The sequence below is a fragment of the Variovorax sp. Soil_C_39 genome (assembly GCF_057656815.1).
In genome coordinates this window covers 742,444-756,941 of record NZ_JBDGJQ010000002.1, presented here as the reverse complement: position 1 = coordinate 756,941, position 14,498 = coordinate 742,444, and the positions used below count along the sequence as shown (strand labels likewise).

Sequence of the window (14,498 nt, the reverse complement as noted above, 5' to 3'; positions counted from 1 at the left end):
CGGTGCTCGACGTCTCGGTGCTCGCGGCATTGCGCGAAGCCGAGAACAAGATCTATGTGCTGCGTGGCCTGAAGGTCATGCTCGCGCAGGATCTGGCCGAGCTCTACGGCGTCGAGACCCGGGTGCTGTTGCAGGCGATGCGCCGCAACCTCGACCGCTTTCCCGCGGATTTTGCTTTTTCCCTTGAGAATCAAGACCTTGCGAGTTTGAGATCACAAATCGTGATCTCAAACAAGGCCGACAGGCCGGGTTCGGGTGGTGCGCGCTACCGCAGCGTCGCCTTCACCGAGCAGGGCGTGGCGATGCTCTCGAGCGTGCTGCGCAGCCAACGCGCCGTGGCGGTCAACATCGAGATCATGCGCACCTTCGTCAAGCTGCGCAGCATGCTGTCGGAGCATGCCGACCTGAAGCGCAGGCTGACAGCGCTGGAACAGAAATACGACCAGAACTTTCGCGATGTCTTCACCGCGATCCACCAACTGATGGATGAGCCGAAGCCCGGCGCCTACGGCGGCCGCGGCATCGGATTCACCAAGGACAATTAAAGATGCCCAAGCGCTCAGACCTCCAATCCATTCTCATCATCGGCGCCGGCCCGATCATCATCGGCCAGGCGTGCGAGTTCGACTATTCCGGCGTCCAGGCCTGCAAGGCGCTGCGCGAGGAGGGCTACAAGGTCATCCTGATCAACAGCAACCCCGCGACGATCATGACCGACCCGGCCACGGCCGACGTCACCTACATCGAGCCGATCACCTGGCAGACGGTCGAGAAGATCATCGCCAAGGAGCGTCCCGACGCGATCCTGCCGACCATGGGCGGCCAGACCGCGCTCAACTGTGCGCTCGACCTCTGGCGCCACGGCGTGCTCGACAAGTACACCGGGGCGGCCACCAACAAGCCCGTCGAACTGATCGGCGCGACCCCCGAGGCCATCGACAAGGCCGAGGACCGCCTGAAGTTCAAGGACGCGATGACCAAGATCGGTCTCGGTTCGGCGCGCTCGGGCATTGCGCACACGATGGAAGAGGCCTGGGCGGTGCAGAAGACGCTCGGCTTCCCGACCGTGATTCGTCCCAGCTTCACGCTCGGCGGCACCGGCGGCGGCATCGCCTACAACCCCGACGAGTTCGAGACCATCTGCAAGCGCGGCATCGAAGCCTCGCCCACCAACGAGCTGCTGATCGAGGAGTCGTTGCTCGGCTGGAAGGAGTACGAGATGGAGGTCGTGCGGGACAAGGCCGACAACTGCATCATCGTCTGTTCGATCGAGAACCTCGACCCGATGGGCGTGCACACCGGCGACTCGATCACGGTGGCACCCGCGCAAACGCTGTCCGACAAGGAATACCAGATCCTGCGCAACGCCTCGCTGGCAGTGCTGCGCGAGATCGGCGTCGACACTGGCGGCTCCAACGTGCAGTTCTCCATCAACCCGAAGGACGGCCGCATGGTCGTCATCGAGATGAACCCCCGCGTGTCGCGCTCCTCGGCGCTGGCCTCCAAGGCCACAGGTTTCCCGATTGCCAAGGTCGCGGCCAAGCTGGCTGTGGGCTACACGCTCGACGAGCTGCGCAACGAGATCACCGGCGGCGCCACGCCGGCGTCGTTCGAACCGTCGATCGACTACGTGGTCACCAAGATCCCGCGCTTCGCCTTCGAGAAGTTCCCGCAGGCCGATTCGCGGCTCACCACGCAGATGAAGTCGGTCGGCGAGGTGATGGCCATGGGCCGCACCTTCCAGGAGTCGTTCCAGAAGGCGCTGCGCGGCCTCGAAGTGGGCGTCGACGGCCTGAACGAGAAGACGCAGGACCGCGAAGTGCTCGAGAAGGAACTCGGCGAGCCGGGCCCCGAGCGCATCTGGTACGTGGGCGACGCCTTCGCCATGGGCCTGTCGGTCGACGAAGTGTTCGCGCTGACCAAGATCGATCCGTGGTTCCTGGTGCAGATCGAGGAGATCGTGAAGATCGAACTCGAGCTCGAGACCAAGTCGCTCGACGACATCGACCGCGACACGCTGCTCGCGCTCAAGAAGAAGGGCTTCTCCGACCGCCGCCTCGCCAGGCAGCTCAAGACCACCGACACGGCCGTGCGCGAGAAGCGCCGCGCCCTGGGCGTGCGCCCGGTCTACAAGCGCGTGGACACCTGCGCGGCCGAGTTCGCAACCAACACGGCCTACATGTACTCGACCTACGAGGACGAGTGCGAGGCCGAGCCGACCGACCGGAAGAAGATCATGGTGCTCGGCGGCGGCCCGAACCGCATCGGCCAGGGCATCGAGTTCGACTACTGCTGCGTGCATGCCGCGCTCGCGATGCGCGAGGACGGCTACGAGACCATCATGGTCAACTGCAATCCCGAGACCGTGTCGACCGACTACGACACGAGCGACCGCCTGTACTTCGAGCCGCTCACCCTCGAAGATGTGCTCGAGATCGTCGACAAGGAGAAGCCGCTCGGCGTGATCGTGCAGTACGGCGGCCAGACGCCGCTCAAGCTCGCGCTCGACCTCGAAGCGAATGGCGTGCCGATCATCGGCACCTCGCCCGACATGATCGACGCGGCCGAGGACCGCGAGCGCTTCCAGAAGCTGCTGCACGAGCTCAAGCTGCTGCAGCCGCCGAACGCCACCGCCCGCACCGAGGCCGAAGCCCTCGAGAAGGCGGCCGAACTGGGCTACCCGCTGGTGGTGCGTCCGAGCTACGTGCTTGGCGGCCGCGCAATGGAGATCGTGCACGAACAGCGCGACCTCGAGCGCTACATGCGCGAGGCGGTCAAGGTCAGCAACGATTCGCCCGTGTTGCTCGACCGCTTCCTCAACGATGCCGTCGAATGCGACGTCGACTGCCTGCGCGATGCCGAGGGCCAGACCCTCATCGGCGGCGTGATGGAGCACATCGAGCAGGCCGGCGTGCATTCGGGCGACTCGGCCTGTTCGCTGCCGCCCTACAGCCTGAGCGCCGAGACCATCGCCGAACTGAAACGCCAGAGCGCTGCCATGGCGGCCGCGCTCAACGTGGTCGGGCTGATGAACGTGCAGTTCGCGATCCAGCAGAAGGACGGCAAGGACGTCATCTACGTGCTCGAAGTGAACCCGCGCGCGTCGCGCACGGTGCCCTACGTGAGCAAGGCCACGGGCATCCAGCTTGCCAAGGTCGCGGCGCGCTGCATGGCCGGGCAATCGCTCAAGTCGCAGGGGGTCACGAAGGAAGTGACGCCGCCGTACTTCAGCGTCAAGGAAGCCGTGTTCCCGTTCGTCAAATTCCCGGGCGTGGACACGATCCTCGGACCCGAGATGAAGTCGACCGGCGAGGTGATGGGCGTGGGCAAGACCTTCGGCGAAGCCTTCGTGAAATCGCAGATCGGCGCCGGCACGCACCTGCCGAAGTCGGGCAAGGTCTTCATCTCGGTGAAGAACAACGACAAGGCGCGCGCGGTCGAAGTGGCACGCGGCCTTGCCAAGCTCGGCTTCGAGCTGATCGCCACCAAGGGCACGGCCGCGGCGATCGCCGCCGCGGGCATCGCCTGCGACACGGTGAACAAGGTGACCGAAGGCCGTCCGCACATCGTGGACATGATCAAGAACAACGAGATCGCGCTGGTCATCAACACGGTCGAGGAGCGCCGCAATGCGATAACCGACTCGCGCCAGATCCGCACCTCGGCACTGCTCGCGCGCGTGACCACGTTCACCACGATCTTCGGCGCCGAAGCGGCCGTCGAGGGAATGGGCTTCATGGACGAACTCGGCGTGATTTCGGTGCAGGAGATGCACGCGCAGCTCGCCGCGGCCGCCTGAGCCTGGCCATGCAGACGCAGCTCGTCGAACTCGACCTCGCGCTCTGGGATGCGGCCACGCCCAACGAGGCGTGGATCGCGGAACTGGAGGCGGGCAAGGTCCTGTACTTTCCGCGGCTGGGCTTCGAGCTGCTGCCCGAAGAGCGGGCGTTGCTGACGCCGGGGCTGCTCGCGCCCGGCGTGCGCAACATCAGCCTCGATGCCGAGGGCCAGCTCAAGGGCGCCGTCGGCGACGCGCCGGTACAGCGCGCCACCGCGACGATGGTGGGGCGGTTCCGCGCACAGGCCACGCAACTCATCCATGGGCTGCTGCCGCACTACACACCGGCGCTGCGCCTCGCGCCCACGAGCTACCGGCCCGCGCAGGTCGAGACGCGCGTGCAATCGTGGCGCGCCGACGACCGGCGGCTGCATGTAGACGCGTTTCCCTCGCGGCCCAACTACGGCGAGCGCATCCTGCGCGTGTTCACCAACGTCAATCCCGAAGGCGCGCCGCGCGTGTGGCGCGTCGGCGAGCCGTTCGAGGATGTCGCGAAGCGCTTCCTGCCGCGCGCCAAGCCCTACGCGCGCTGGCAAGCCAGGCTGCTGCAGGCGCTGCATGTGACCAAGTCCTTTCGCAGCGAATACGACCATTTGATGCTGCAGCTGCACGACGGCATGAAGTCGGACATGGCCTACCAGGCGGATTCGCCGCAGGAAACCGCGAAGTTTCCGCCCGGTTCGGTCTGGGTCTGCTTTTCGGACCAGACCTCGCACGCGGTCATGGCGGGGCAGTACATGCTCGAGCAGACCCTTCATCTGCCCGCGTCAAAGCAATACAATCCCGATTCGAGCCCGCTCGCCATCCTGAGCCGGCTGACCGGACGTCCGCTCGTTTGAGAGACGTCCCCATCGACCGCCGAACGGCAGCGTTCGGCGGTTTCGCTTTATGGAGAACTAGATATGGCGACCATCCCCATCACCAAGCGCGGCGCGGAGAAGCTGCGTGAAGAGCTGCGCAGGCTCAAGTCGCAGGACCGTCCCGCGATCATCGGCGCCATCGCCGAGGCGCGGGCCCAGGGCGACATCAGCGAGAACGCCGAGTACGAAGCCGCCAAGGACCGCCAGGGCTTTATCGAGGGCCGCATCATCGAGATCGAAGGCAAGCTCTCGGCCGCGCAGGTCATCGATCCGTCCGAACTCGATGCCGGCGGCAAGGTCGTGTTCGGCTCGACCGTCGACCTCGAGGAAGAGGACAGCGGCGACGCCGTCCAGTACCAGATCGTCGGCGAGGACGAGGCCGACCTGAAGCAGGGCCTGATCAATGTGTCGAGCCCGATCGCCCGCGCGCTGATCGGCAAGGAAGAGGGCGACACGGCCGAGGTGCAGACGCCCGGCGGCCTCAAGCGCTACGAGATCGTGGCGGTGCGCTACCTCTGATCGCACGCATGAAGGCGCGTCTTGCCCTGCTGCTGGCCGCTTTCTGGTGGGGCAGCCTCACGACCATCGGCTTTCTCGTGGTGCCGATGCTCTTTGCGAAGCTCGGCAACCCGGCCGTGGCCGGCAACTTCGCAGGCCAGCTGTTCGAGGCCCAGAGCTGGATCGCGATCGGCTGCGGGCTGTTGCTGCTGGTTCATTTCAGGACCCAGATGGACGACCGCATCGATGCGGCCTCGATGGGCGCGATCTTCCTGATCCTTGCGGCGCTCCTGCTTGCGCTGCTGCAGCAGTACGCCGTGGCGCCGCGGATCCTGGCGCGCGACAACCTGAAGCTGTGGCATGCCGTGGGAAGCGGCATGTACCTCGTGCAGTGGCTGTGCGCGGGAGCGCTGCTGTGGCGCATGAGCGCCCGTCCGGCCGCGGCCTGAGCCGCCGCCGACCCGTCAGTCACTCTTTCCAGAACTTCGCGACCCAGGTCGCGGGCCGGATGTAGCGGAAGGCCCGGTTGCGCCGGCCGGCAAGCGCATCGGGAGGATTGCATTCGCCGTGGAACACCATGATCCGTGCGCCTTCGGGCACGAAGGGCGCTTCCCAGTAATTGGTCGGCCAGGTCGGGATGCCGTGGTACTTGAAGCTCGGGCACCAGGCCGCGGGCCAGTAGGCCAACTTGCCCCGCTTGTGCATCATGGCCGAAAGATAGGTCTGCTCGTTGCGGTACTCGGCCTGAACCTGGTCCATGTTGTCGCGAAAATGCGCCAGCACGTCGGCATGGGCACCGAGCTCGAAGCGGTAGACCGACGAATTGCCGGTGATGCGCTGGCGCCGCCAGGGCCGAGCGTAGTCGTGGATGATGAGGAATTCGCCCGGCTGCTCGAAGAAGGCGTCGAGGCTGCCCACGACGACCACGTCGAGGTCGAGGAAGAGGGCGGTGCCGCGCAGCCCGTGCAGATCGCGCTCGAAGGTCGTGAGCTTCTTCCAGGCGCCGTCGCGCTGGCCGGGCGCCAGGTGCAGGTTGAGCGGCGGGATCGGCAGGCAGGCGACCTCGGGCCGGACGCCGGCGCCATCGTCGGTCAGGCACACGAACTTGAAATCGCCGCTGAGGTGGCGGCGCACCATCGCGTAGAGCCGGTTGACGTACTCGGGGCCGTACTTCGTGCCCCACTTCATGCAGAGGATATGGCGCTCGGCGCCTTTCGCCGGCGCCAAGCTCAGTCTGCCTGGTTGCGCTTCTTGGCCGACAACGGGCGCTTCGCCTTGGCACGCTTGATGGTGCCGCCGGGGGTGAGACGCTGGTTGCCGAGCACCCGCAGGGTCTTGATCTCGGGACGCTGGCCGGCGCGCTTGCTGTACTTGACGATCTTCACATCACGCGGGCCGGGCATGCGGTCTTCGTCGACCACGCGCTCTTTCTCGGGCTTCGGGCGCCACAGCACCAGCAGCTTGCCGATGTGCTGGATCGGCGCGGCGTTGAGCTCTTCGGCCAGCTCTTGCAGCATCGCATCGCGCGCGAGGCGGTCGTCGGAGAACACGCGGATCTTGATCAGGCCGTGCGCCTTGAGCGCCGCGTCGGCCTCTTTCTTCACGGCAGGGGTCAGCCCGTCTCCACCGACCATGACGATCGGATCCAGGTGGTGAGCTTCGGCGCGGTGCACCTTGCGCTCGGCAGGGGTAAGTTGAATGGCGGGCATCCCCGTATTATCGGACGTTCTCGAATGCATTCATGAGCCGCCGGGCCGCCCCAAGGCGAATACCGCAGCGAATGCGAAGGCTATCCAATGAGCACCAAGCCCAAAAGCAAAAAAGTCAACAAGGCGTGGCTGCACGACCATATCAACGACCCCTACGTGAAGCTCGCCACGCGGGAGGGCTACCGAGCGCGCGCCGCCTACAAGCTCAAGGAGATCGACGAGGCGTTCGGCCTCGTGAAGCCGGGGCACTTGGTGGTCGACCTCGGCTCCACGCCCGGCGCCTGGAGCCAGTACCTGCGCCGCCGCATGTCGCCCGGGGGCGCCGCCGCGGGCGAGCTCAACGGCACCATCATCTCGTTGGACATGCTGCCGATGGATCCGATCGAGGGTGTGACCTTCCTGCAGGGCGACTTCCGCGAGGCCGACCTGCTGGCGCAGGTGCAGACGGTGCTGGCGGGCCGCAAGGCCGATCTGGTGGTCTCGGACATGGCGCCCAACCTCTCGGGCATCCACTCGGCGGACGCGGCGCGCGTGGCGCACCTGATCGAGCTGGCCATCGACTTCGCCCAGCACCACCTGAGGCCCGAGGGAGCCCTGGTCGCCAAGCTGTTCCACGGCAGCGGCTACGACGAACTCGTGAAGCTGTTCAAGGCCAATTTCCGGACTGTGAAGCCGTTCAAGCCGAAGGCCTCGCGCGACAAATCTGCCGAAACCTTTCTGGTCGGCATGGGTCTCAAGGGGCAGGAAACGCTTTGATACCTTGAGGCTGCGGGCCCGATTTCGGTGCAATACGGGCAATTCCTACCGGTCAACCCTTGCGGGGCTATGGCTGCTTTAGGGAAATGCCGCTTTTTCGCAGCTTGAAAAGCCTAAAATGGAGCGCAATTGCGTATCCGTAGCGCGTCCTTTCACAATCTTGTCACGCGCTTTTGACTGGAGCTTCGTTTGAACAATCAGTGGTTTTCCAAAGTTGCCGTCTGGCTCGTCATTGCCATGGTGTTGTTCACTGTGTTCAAGCAGTTCGACACCCGTGGCGGCGTCGGCTCGGGAATGGTGAGCTATTCGGAGTTCCTGGACCAGGTCCGGAACAATCAGATCAAGAGCGCCGTTATCCCTGAGGGCGCGAGCGGCGGCGAAATCGTCGCCGTCACCAACGACGACCGCAAGATCCGCACCGTCGCTACGGTCCTCGACCGCGGCCTGGTCGGCGACCTGATCGACCACAACGTCAAGTTCGACGTCAAGCCGCGCGAAGAAGGGTCGCTGCTCATGACGCTGCTCGTGAGCTGGGGCCCGATGCTGCTCTTGATCGGCGTCTGGATCTACTTCATGCGGCAGATGCAGGGCGGCGGCAAGGGCGGGGCATTCAGCTTCGGCAAGAGCAAGGCCCGCATGATGGACGAGAACAACAACACGGTCACCTTCGCCGATGTCGCAGGCTGCGACGAGGCCAAGGAAGAGGTCCGTGAGGTCGTCGACTTCCTGAAGGACCCGCAGCGCTTCCAGAAGCTCGGCGGTCGCATTCCGCGTGGCTTGCTGCTGGTCGGCCCCCCGGGCACCGGCAAGACCCTGCTGGCCAAGTCGATCGCTGGCGAAGCCAAGGTGCCGTTCTTCTCGATCTCGGGTTCCGACTTCGTCGAGATGTTCGTCGGCGTCGGCGCGGCCCGCGTGCGCGACATGTTCGAGAACGCCAAGAAGAACGCACCCTGCATCATCTTCATCGACGAAATCGATGCAGTGGGCCGCCAGCGCGGCGCCGGCCTCGGTGGCGGCAACGACGAGCGCGAGCAGACGCTGAACCAGATGCTGGTCGAGATGGACGGTTTCGAGACCAACCTCGGCGTGATCGTGGTCGCGGCCACCAACCGCCCCGACATCCTGGACGCCGCACTGCTGCGCCCCGGCCGCTTCGACCGCCAGGTGTACGTTACGCTGCCCGACATCCGCGGCCGCGAGCAGATCCTCGGCGTGCACATGCGCAAGGTGCCGCTGGGTCAGGACGTGAACCCGAGCGTGATCGCGCGCGGCACGCCGGGCATGTCGGGCGCCGACCTGGCCAACCTCTGCAACGAAGCGGCGCTCATGGCTGCGCGCCGCAATGCGCGCGTCGTCGAGATGCAGGACTTCGAGAAGGCCAAGGACAAGATCTTCATGGGCCCCGAGCGCAAGAGCATGGTCATGCCCGAGGAAGAGCGCCGCAATACGGCCTACCACGAGTCGGGCCACGCGCTCATCGGCAAGCTGCTGCCCAAGTGCGATCCGGTGCACAAGGTCACCATCATTCCGCGCGGCCGGGCGCTCGGCGTGACCATGAGCCTGCCGGCGCAAGACCGCTACAGCTACGACCGCGAATACATGCTGAACCAGATCAGCATGCTGTTCGGCGGCCGCATCGCCGAAGAAGTGTTCATGCACCAGATGACCACGGGCGCCAGCAACGACTTCGAGCGCGCGACCTCCATCGCCCGCGACATGGTCACGCGCTACGGCATGTCCGACGCGTTGGGCCCGATGGTCTACGCCGAGAACGAAGGCGAAGTGTTCCTCGGCCGCTCGGTGACCAAGACCACCAACATGAGCGAGCAGACCATGGAAAAGGTCGACGGCGAAGTGCGTCGCATCATCGACGAGCAGTACGCCCTGGCGCGCGGCCTCATCGAAGAGAACAGCGACAAGATGCACGCCATGGCCAAGGCGCTGCTCGAGTGGGAAACCATCGACACCGAGCAGCTCGACGACATCATGGCCGGCCGCGCACCGCGCCCGCCCAAGGACTGGACGCCACGCGTTCCGCCCTCGGGCAGCGACGGCAGCGGCGGAACGCCAGCGGTCAACCCGGATCCCGCGCCGAGCGCCGCCTGAGGTGCCTCCGGAATCCGACAGCAACGGGGCCGTGGGCCCCGTTTTCGATGATCCGGATGAAGAAGGCGCCGCATGACAACCCCGATGGCGCCGACGGCCTGGCAGACCAGCCGCTTCTCGATCGATCTCGCGCAGCCGCGCGTGATGGGCATCGTCAACGTCACGCCTGATTCCTTTTCCGACGGTGGCGCCCACGCCTCCACCGAAGCCGCGCTGCGGCATTGCGAGCAGCTGCTGAAGGAAGGGGCCGACATCCTCGACATCGGCGGCGAATCCACCCGTCCCGGCAGCCCGGCCGTGCCGCTCGAGGCCGAACTGGCGCGGGTGCTGCCAGTCGTGCGCGAGGCCGTGCGGCTCCAGGTGCCGCTTTCCGTCGACACCTACAAGCCCGAGGTCATGCGCGCCGTGCTCGACCTGGGCGCCGACATCGTCAACGACGTGTGGGCGCTGCGGCAGCCCGGTGCGCGCGAAGCGGTCGCTGCGCATCCTTCGTGCGGCATCTGCCTGATGCACATGCACCGCGATCCGCAGACGATGCAGGCCGCGCCCATGCAGGGCGACGTCGTTCCCGAGGTGCTGTCGTTCTGGCGGGCGCAGCTGGCGTTGCTGCGGGTGCTCGGTATCGCGCCTGCGCGCATCACGCTCGACCCGGGCATCGGCTTCGGCAAGACCGTGGCCCAGAACTTCTCGTTGCTGGCGCGGCAGCGCGAACTCCAGGCAGCGGGGCATCCGCTGCTGCTAGGCTGGTCGCGCAAGTCGTCGATCGGCTCCGTCAGCGGCATTCCTGTCGCGGCCGAGCGCCTTGTGCCGAGCGTGGCGGCGGCCGTGCTCGCGGTCGACCGCGGTGCCGCCGTCGTGCGCGTGCACGACGTGCGCGATACCGTGACGGCGCTCGCCGTGTGGCGCGCCATGAAGGCCGAAACACCGGCCCCGCTAGTTAGGTAGTCTTCGATCAACAAATTCCACAACAAGAAGCGTTCCATGACCCGCAAATATTTCGGCACCGACGGCATCCGCGGCACGGTCGGCCAATCGCCCATCACGCCCGATTTCGTGCTGCGCCTCGCACATGCCGTGGGCCGCGTGCTCAAGAAGACCGAGGCGCGCCCCACGGTGCTGATCGGCAAGGACACGCGCATCTCGGGCTACATGCTCGAATCCGCGCTCGAATCGGGCTTCAACTCGGCGGGCGTCGACGTGGTGCTGCTCGGGCCGCTTCCCACGCCCGGCGTCGCCTACCTCACGCGTACGCAGCGCGCGAGCCTCGGCGTGGTGATCAGCGCGAGCCACAACGCGTTTCCCGACAACGGCATCAAGTTCTTCAGCGCGCAGGGCACCAAGCTCGACGACGCGTGGGAACTGGCCGTGGAAGCGGCGCTCGAGGAAGCACCGACATGGGTCACTTCCGCCGATCTCGGCAAGGCGCGCCGCCTCGACGATGCGGCCGGGCGCTACATCGAGTTCTGCAAGAGCACCTTCGCGAGCGACCTCACGCTGCGCGGCATGAAGCTCGTGGTCGATGCCGCGCATGGCGCGGCCTACCAGGTGGCGCCGAACGTGTTCCACGAACTCGGCGCCGAGGTCGCGAGCATCGGCTGCGCGCCCGATGGCCTCAACATCAACGAAGGTGTGGGTGCGACGCATCCCGCCGCGCTCGTGGCGGCGGTGACGGCGCAGCAGGCCGACTACGGCATCGCGCTCGACGGCGACGCCGACCGGCTGCAACTCGTCGATGCAAGCGGGCGCCTGTTCAACGGCGACGAACTGCTCTACCTCATGGTTGCCGAGCGCATTGCACGCGGCGACAAGCCGGTGGGCGTGGTGGGCACCCTCATGACCAACAAGGCCGTTGAAGTCGCGCTGCGCGGGCAGGGCGTCGAGTTCGTGCGTGCCAAGGTGGGCGACCGCTATGTGCTCGAGGAACTCGAGCAGCGCGGCTGGCTGCTCGGTGGCGAGGGCTCGGGCCATCTGCTGGCGCTCGACCGCCACACCACGGGCGACGGCATCGTGAGCGCGCTGCAGGTATTGCAGGCCTGCGTGCGCAGCGGCAAAACGGTGGCCCAGTTGCTTGAGGGCGTCACGCTGTTCCCGCAGACGCTGATCAACGTCCGCTTGGCGCCGGGGCAGGACTGGACGAACAACGCGGCCTTGCGCAGCGAGACCGTGCGCATCGAAGCCGAGCTCGGCGACAGCGGCCGTGTGCTGATCCGCGCGAGCGGCACTGAACCGCTGGTGCGTGTGATGGTCGAGGCGCGCGATGCGAAGCAGGCCGAATCGTGCGCGAAACAGCTCGCCGCCACGCTGGAGCCGGCGGCTTGAGTGCGCCAGCGACGCCACAGGTGCTGGCGGTGCACGCCAGCGACGTGCACGGCTTCTCGAAATTCGCCGAACCGTCGGTGCGGCTGCTCGCCGGCCTCGGCGTGGGGGGCGACACCCACGCGGGCCGCACCGTGCAGCATCGCTCGCGCGTCGCGCGCGACGCCAGTGCGCCCAACCTTCGCCAGGTGCATTTGCTGCATGCCGAACTCTTCGACGAGTTGGTCGACGCGGGCTTCGCGGTGTTCCCCGGCGACCTGGGCGAGAACATCACGACACGTGGCATCGATCTGCTGGCACTGCCCACGGGCACGCGCTTGCGCCTCGGCGCCGAAGCGATCGTCGAACTCACCGGCCTGCGCAATCCCTGCAGCCAGATCGACCGCTTTCAGAAAGGTCTGATGGCGGCCACGCTGGCGCGCGACGCAGACGGCACGCTGGTGCGCAAGGCCGGCGTGATGTCCATCGTCGTCTCGGGCGGAGAGGTACGAGCCGCAGACGCCATCCGCATCGAACTGCCGGCGGGCGAACCGCGGCGGCTGGAGCCCGTGTGATCGAGATTCTTCTGGCGGACTACCGCACGAGCGCGCACGCCAGCGCGCTGGTCGACTTGCTGGATGCCTATGCACGCGATGCGGCAGGTGGCGGCACGCCGCTGACAGAAGAGGTGAAGCAGGGCTTGCCGGCCGCCCTGGCTGCGCGCCCACAGGCTTTCAGCGTGCTGGCCTTCGACGGCGCCACGCCGGTCGGGCTCGTCAACTGCATCGAAGGTTTCTCGACCTTCGCGTGCCGGCCGCTGGTCAATGTGCATGACGTGGTCGTGCTGGCGAGCCACCGCGGCCGGCGCGTCGCGCAGCAGATGTTCGCGAGGGTCGAGGATGAGGCGCGCAAGCGCGGCGCCTGCAAGCTCACGCTCGAAGTGCTGTCGGGCAATGCGCCGGCTCTGCGCGCGTACGCGCGCGAGGAGTTCGCCGGCTATCAGCTCGACCCGGCGTTCGGCCAAGCGGTCTTCCTGCAGAAGAAACTCTGAACAAAGAAAAGGGCCGGGGCGAATGGATCGCCGTCGGCCCTCGGCCACCCGCTCCCGGAAGGAGCGGGTGGCATGCAGAAGCAGAAGATCAGAAGCGCGTGACGGGCGCCTCGGCTTCGGTCTTGGCTGCCGAGTACTTGCCCAGTTCCCACTTCGCGATCGCATTGCGGTGCACTTCGTCGGGACCGTCGGCAAAGCGCAGCGTGCGTGCGCCGGCATAGGCGTAGGCGAGCGGGAAGTCGTCGCACATGCCGCCGCCGCCGTGCACCTGCATGGCCCAGTCGATCACCTGGCAGGCCATGCTCGGCGCCACCACCTTGATCATCGCGATCTCGTTCTTCGCGACCTTGTTGCCGGCCACGTCCATGAGCCAGGCGGCCTTCAGCGTCAGCAGGCGAGCCATGTCGATCTTGCAGCGTGCTTCGGCGATGCGCTCCTGCGTCACGGTCTGCGAGGCGACGGTCTTGCCGAAGGCCACGCGTGAGGAGGCGCGCTTGCACATCAGCTCGAGCGCGCGTTCGGCCAGGCCGATCAGGCGCATGCAGTGGTGGATGCGTCCGGGGCCGAGGCGTCCCTGTGCGATCTCGAAGCCGCGGCCTTCGCCCAGCAGGATGTTGTCGACGGGCACTCGCACGTTCTCGAAGTACATCTCGACGTGGCCGTGCGGTGCGTCGTCATAGCCCATCACGTTGAGCGGACGCACGATGCGGATGCCCTTCGTGTCGGCCGGCACGATGACCATGCTCTGCTGCGAATGCCGCGGCGCGTCGGGATCGCTCTTGCCCATGGTGATGAAGACCGCGCAGCGCGGATCGGCCGCGCCCGAGATCCACCACTTGTGGCCGTTGATCACGTACTCGTTGCCCTGTCGCTCGATGCGCGTCGAGATGTTGGTGGCGTCGCTGGAAGCGACTTCGGGCTCGGTCATCGCGAAGGCCGAGCGGATCTGGCCCTCGAGCAGCGGCTTGAGCCAACGCGCCTTGATGGCGTCGGAGCCGTAGCGGGCGATCGTCTCCATGTTGCCGGTGTCGGGCGCCGAGCAGTTGAAGACTTCCGATGCCCATTGCACGCGGCCCATCAGCTCGGCCAGCGGCGCGTATTCCTGGTTCGTGAGCCCCGCGCCTTCGTAGCCCGAGGCTGCGGCGCTGTCGACCGGCAGGAAGAGGTTCCACAGGCCCTGGGCCTTGGCCTTGTCCTTGAGCTTCTCAACGGTGTTGAGTGCCGTCCAGCGCTTGCCGGCCGCCGTGTTCGCGGCCAGCTCGGCCGCGTACTCGGCTTCGGCCGGAAAGATGTAGTCGTCCATGAACGCGCTGACGCGTTTCTGCAGTTCTTTGGTTTTGGCCGAGTATTCGAAGTCCATCTCTGTCTCCTTGGGTGATGGGTGA

Annotated in this window: 14 protein-coding genes; 11 read left to right on the top strand and 3 right to left on the bottom strand. The window is 66.3% G+C overall.

What is annotated here, in order from left to right; all coding sequences use genetic code 11:
• The first annotated feature begins 2 nt into the window (after window positions 1-2).
• The 5 genes from AC3A6J_RS07645 to AC3A6J_RS07625 all read left to right on the top strand — a co-directional run bounded on the left by AC3A6J_RS07645 (window position 3) and on the right by AC3A6J_RS07625 (window position 5,645).
• Window positions 3-545 (top strand): ORF6N domain-containing protein, encoded by a 543-nt coding sequence (locus AC3A6J_RS07645; RefSeq protein ID WP_487859304.1) that lies wholly within the window; start codon window positions 3-5, stop codon window positions 543-545.
• A 2-nt stretch (window positions 546-547) separates the two neighbouring features.
• The gene (gene carB, locus AC3A6J_RS07640) at window positions 548-3,799 is read left to right on the top strand and encodes a carbamoyl-phosphate synthase large subunit (protein ID WP_487859303.1); all 3,252 of its coding nucleotides are present in this window, start codon (window positions 548-550) and stop codon (window positions 3,797-3,799) included.
• Between the two features lie 8 nt (window positions 3,800-3,807).
• Entirely contained in the window at window positions 3,808-4,677 is an 870-nt protein-coding gene (kdoO, locus tag AC3A6J_RS07635; RefSeq protein WP_487859302.1) for a Kdo hydroxylase KdoO, read from the top strand.
• 63 nt (window positions 4,678-4,740) lie between these two features.
• Window positions 4,741-5,217: a transcription elongation factor GreA gene (greA, locus tag AC3A6J_RS07630; protein ID WP_487859301.1), complete on the top strand. Its 477-nt coding sequence runs from the start codon at window positions 4,741-4,743 to the stop codon at window positions 5,215-5,217.
• 8 nt (window positions 5,218-5,225) lie between these two features.
• Window positions 5,226-5,645: a DUF4149 domain-containing protein gene (locus tag AC3A6J_RS07625; RefSeq protein ID WP_487859300.1), complete on the top strand. Its 420-nt coding sequence runs from the start codon at window positions 5,226-5,228 to the stop codon at window positions 5,643-5,645.
• Window positions 5,646-5,664: 19 nt separating this feature from the next.
• Here the strand turns inward: AC3A6J_RS07625 and AC3A6J_RS07620 are convergent, their stop codons facing one another.
• On the bottom strand, window positions 5,665-6,423 hold the full coding sequence (locus AC3A6J_RS07620) for a glycosyltransferase (protein ID WP_487859299.1): 759 nt from the start codon (window positions 6,421-6,423) through the stop codon (window positions 5,665-5,667).
• A gap of 2 nt (window positions 6,424-6,425) precedes the next feature.
• Window positions 6,426-6,905 carry a YhbY family RNA-binding protein gene (locus AC3A6J_RS07615; protein ID WP_487859298.1) on the bottom strand — a complete coding sequence of 160 codons (480 nt, stop codon included), beginning with the start codon at window positions 6,903-6,905 and terminating at the stop codon, window positions 6,426-6,428.
• A gap of 87 nt (window positions 6,906-6,992) precedes the next feature.
• Between AC3A6J_RS07615 and AC3A6J_RS07610 the strand changes: the two genes are divergently transcribed.
• The 6 genes from AC3A6J_RS07610 to AC3A6J_RS07585 all read left to right on the top strand — a co-directional run bounded on the left by AC3A6J_RS07610 (window position 6,993) and on the right by AC3A6J_RS07585 (window position 13,113).
• Window positions 6,993-7,661 (top strand): RlmE family RNA methyltransferase, encoded by a 669-nt coding sequence (locus tag AC3A6J_RS07610; protein ID WP_487859297.1) that lies wholly within the window; start codon window positions 6,993-6,995, stop codon window positions 7,659-7,661.
• A gap of 189 nt (window positions 7,662-7,850) precedes the next feature.
• Window positions 7,851-9,767 (top strand): ATP-dependent zinc metalloprotease FtsH, encoded by a 1,917-nt coding sequence (gene ftsH, locus AC3A6J_RS07605; protein WP_487859296.1) that lies wholly within the window; start codon window positions 7,851-7,853, stop codon window positions 9,765-9,767.
• A 72-nt stretch (window positions 9,768-9,839) separates the two neighbouring features.
• Window positions 9,840-10,712, top strand: coding sequence for a dihydropteroate synthase (folP, locus tag AC3A6J_RS07600; protein WP_487859295.1), 873 nt, complete (start codon window positions 9,840-9,842; stop codon window positions 10,710-10,712).
• 36 nt (window positions 10,713-10,748) lie between these two features.
• Window positions 10,749-12,086: a phosphoglucosamine mutase gene (gene glmM / locus AC3A6J_RS07595; RefSeq protein ID WP_487859294.1), complete on the top strand. Its 1,338-nt coding sequence runs from the start codon at window positions 10,749-10,751 to the stop codon at window positions 12,084-12,086.
• Window positions 12,083-12,637, top strand: a complete 555-nt coding sequence (locus AC3A6J_RS07590) for an MOSC domain-containing protein (protein ID WP_487859293.1) — start codon at window positions 12,083-12,085, stop codon at window positions 12,635-12,637. The genes glmM and AC3A6J_RS07590 overlap by 4 nt, the downstream gene beginning before the upstream one ends.
• Window positions 12,634-13,113 carry a GNAT family N-acetyltransferase gene (locus AC3A6J_RS07585; RefSeq protein WP_487859292.1) on the top strand — a complete coding sequence of 160 codons (480 nt, stop codon included), beginning with the start codon at window positions 12,634-12,636 and terminating at the stop codon, window positions 13,111-13,113. Before AC3A6J_RS07590 ends, AC3A6J_RS07585 begins: the two co-directional genes overlap by 4 nt.
• A gap of 88 nt (window positions 13,114-13,201) precedes the next feature.
• On the opposite strand, the gene AC3A6J_RS07580 is transcribed toward AC3A6J_RS07585, so the two are convergent.
• The gene (locus AC3A6J_RS07580; RefSeq protein WP_487859291.1) at window positions 13,202-14,473 is read right to left on the bottom strand and encodes an acyl-CoA dehydrogenase family protein; all 1,272 of its coding nucleotides are present in this window, start codon (window positions 14,471-14,473) and stop codon (window positions 13,202-13,204) included.
• Between the last annotated feature and the right edge of the window lie 25 nt (window positions 14,474-14,498).

Excerpts from the sequence above, each read along its gene's own strand:
- carB (WP_487859303.1), top strand. The coding sequence starts at position 548 with ATGCCCAAGCGCTCAGACCTCCAATCCATTCTCATCATCGGCGCCGGC.
- kdoO (WP_487859302.1), top strand. The coding sequence starts at position 3,808 with ATGCAGACGCAGCTCGTCGAACTCGACCTCGCGCTCTGGGATGCGGCC.
- greA (WP_487859301.1), top strand. The coding sequence starts at position 4,741 with ATGGCGACCATCCCCATCACCAAGCGCGGCGCGGAGAAGCTGCGTGAA.
- AC3A6J_RS07625 (WP_487859300.1), top strand. The coding sequence starts at position 5,226 with ATGAAGGCGCGTCTTGCCCTGCTGCTGGCCGCTTTCTGGTGGGGCAGC.
- AC3A6J_RS07615 (WP_487859298.1), bottom strand. The coding sequence starts at position 6,905 with ATGCCCGCCATTCAACTTACCCCTGCCGAGCGCAAGGTGCACCGCGCC.
- AC3A6J_RS07610 (WP_487859297.1), top strand. The coding sequence starts at position 6,993 with ATGAGCACCAAGCCCAAAAGCAAAAAAGTCAACAAGGCGTGGCTGCAC.
- folP (WP_487859295.1), top strand. The coding sequence starts at position 9,840 with ATGACAACCCCGATGGCGCCGACGGCCTGGCAGACCAGCCGCTTCTCG.
- glmM (WP_487859294.1), top strand. The coding sequence starts at position 10,749 with ATGACCCGCAAATATTTCGGCACCGACGGCATCCGCGGCACGGTCGGC.
- AC3A6J_RS07580 (WP_487859291.1), bottom strand. The coding sequence starts at position 14,473 with ATGGACTTCGAATACTCGGCCAAAACCAAAGAACTGCAGAAACGCGTC.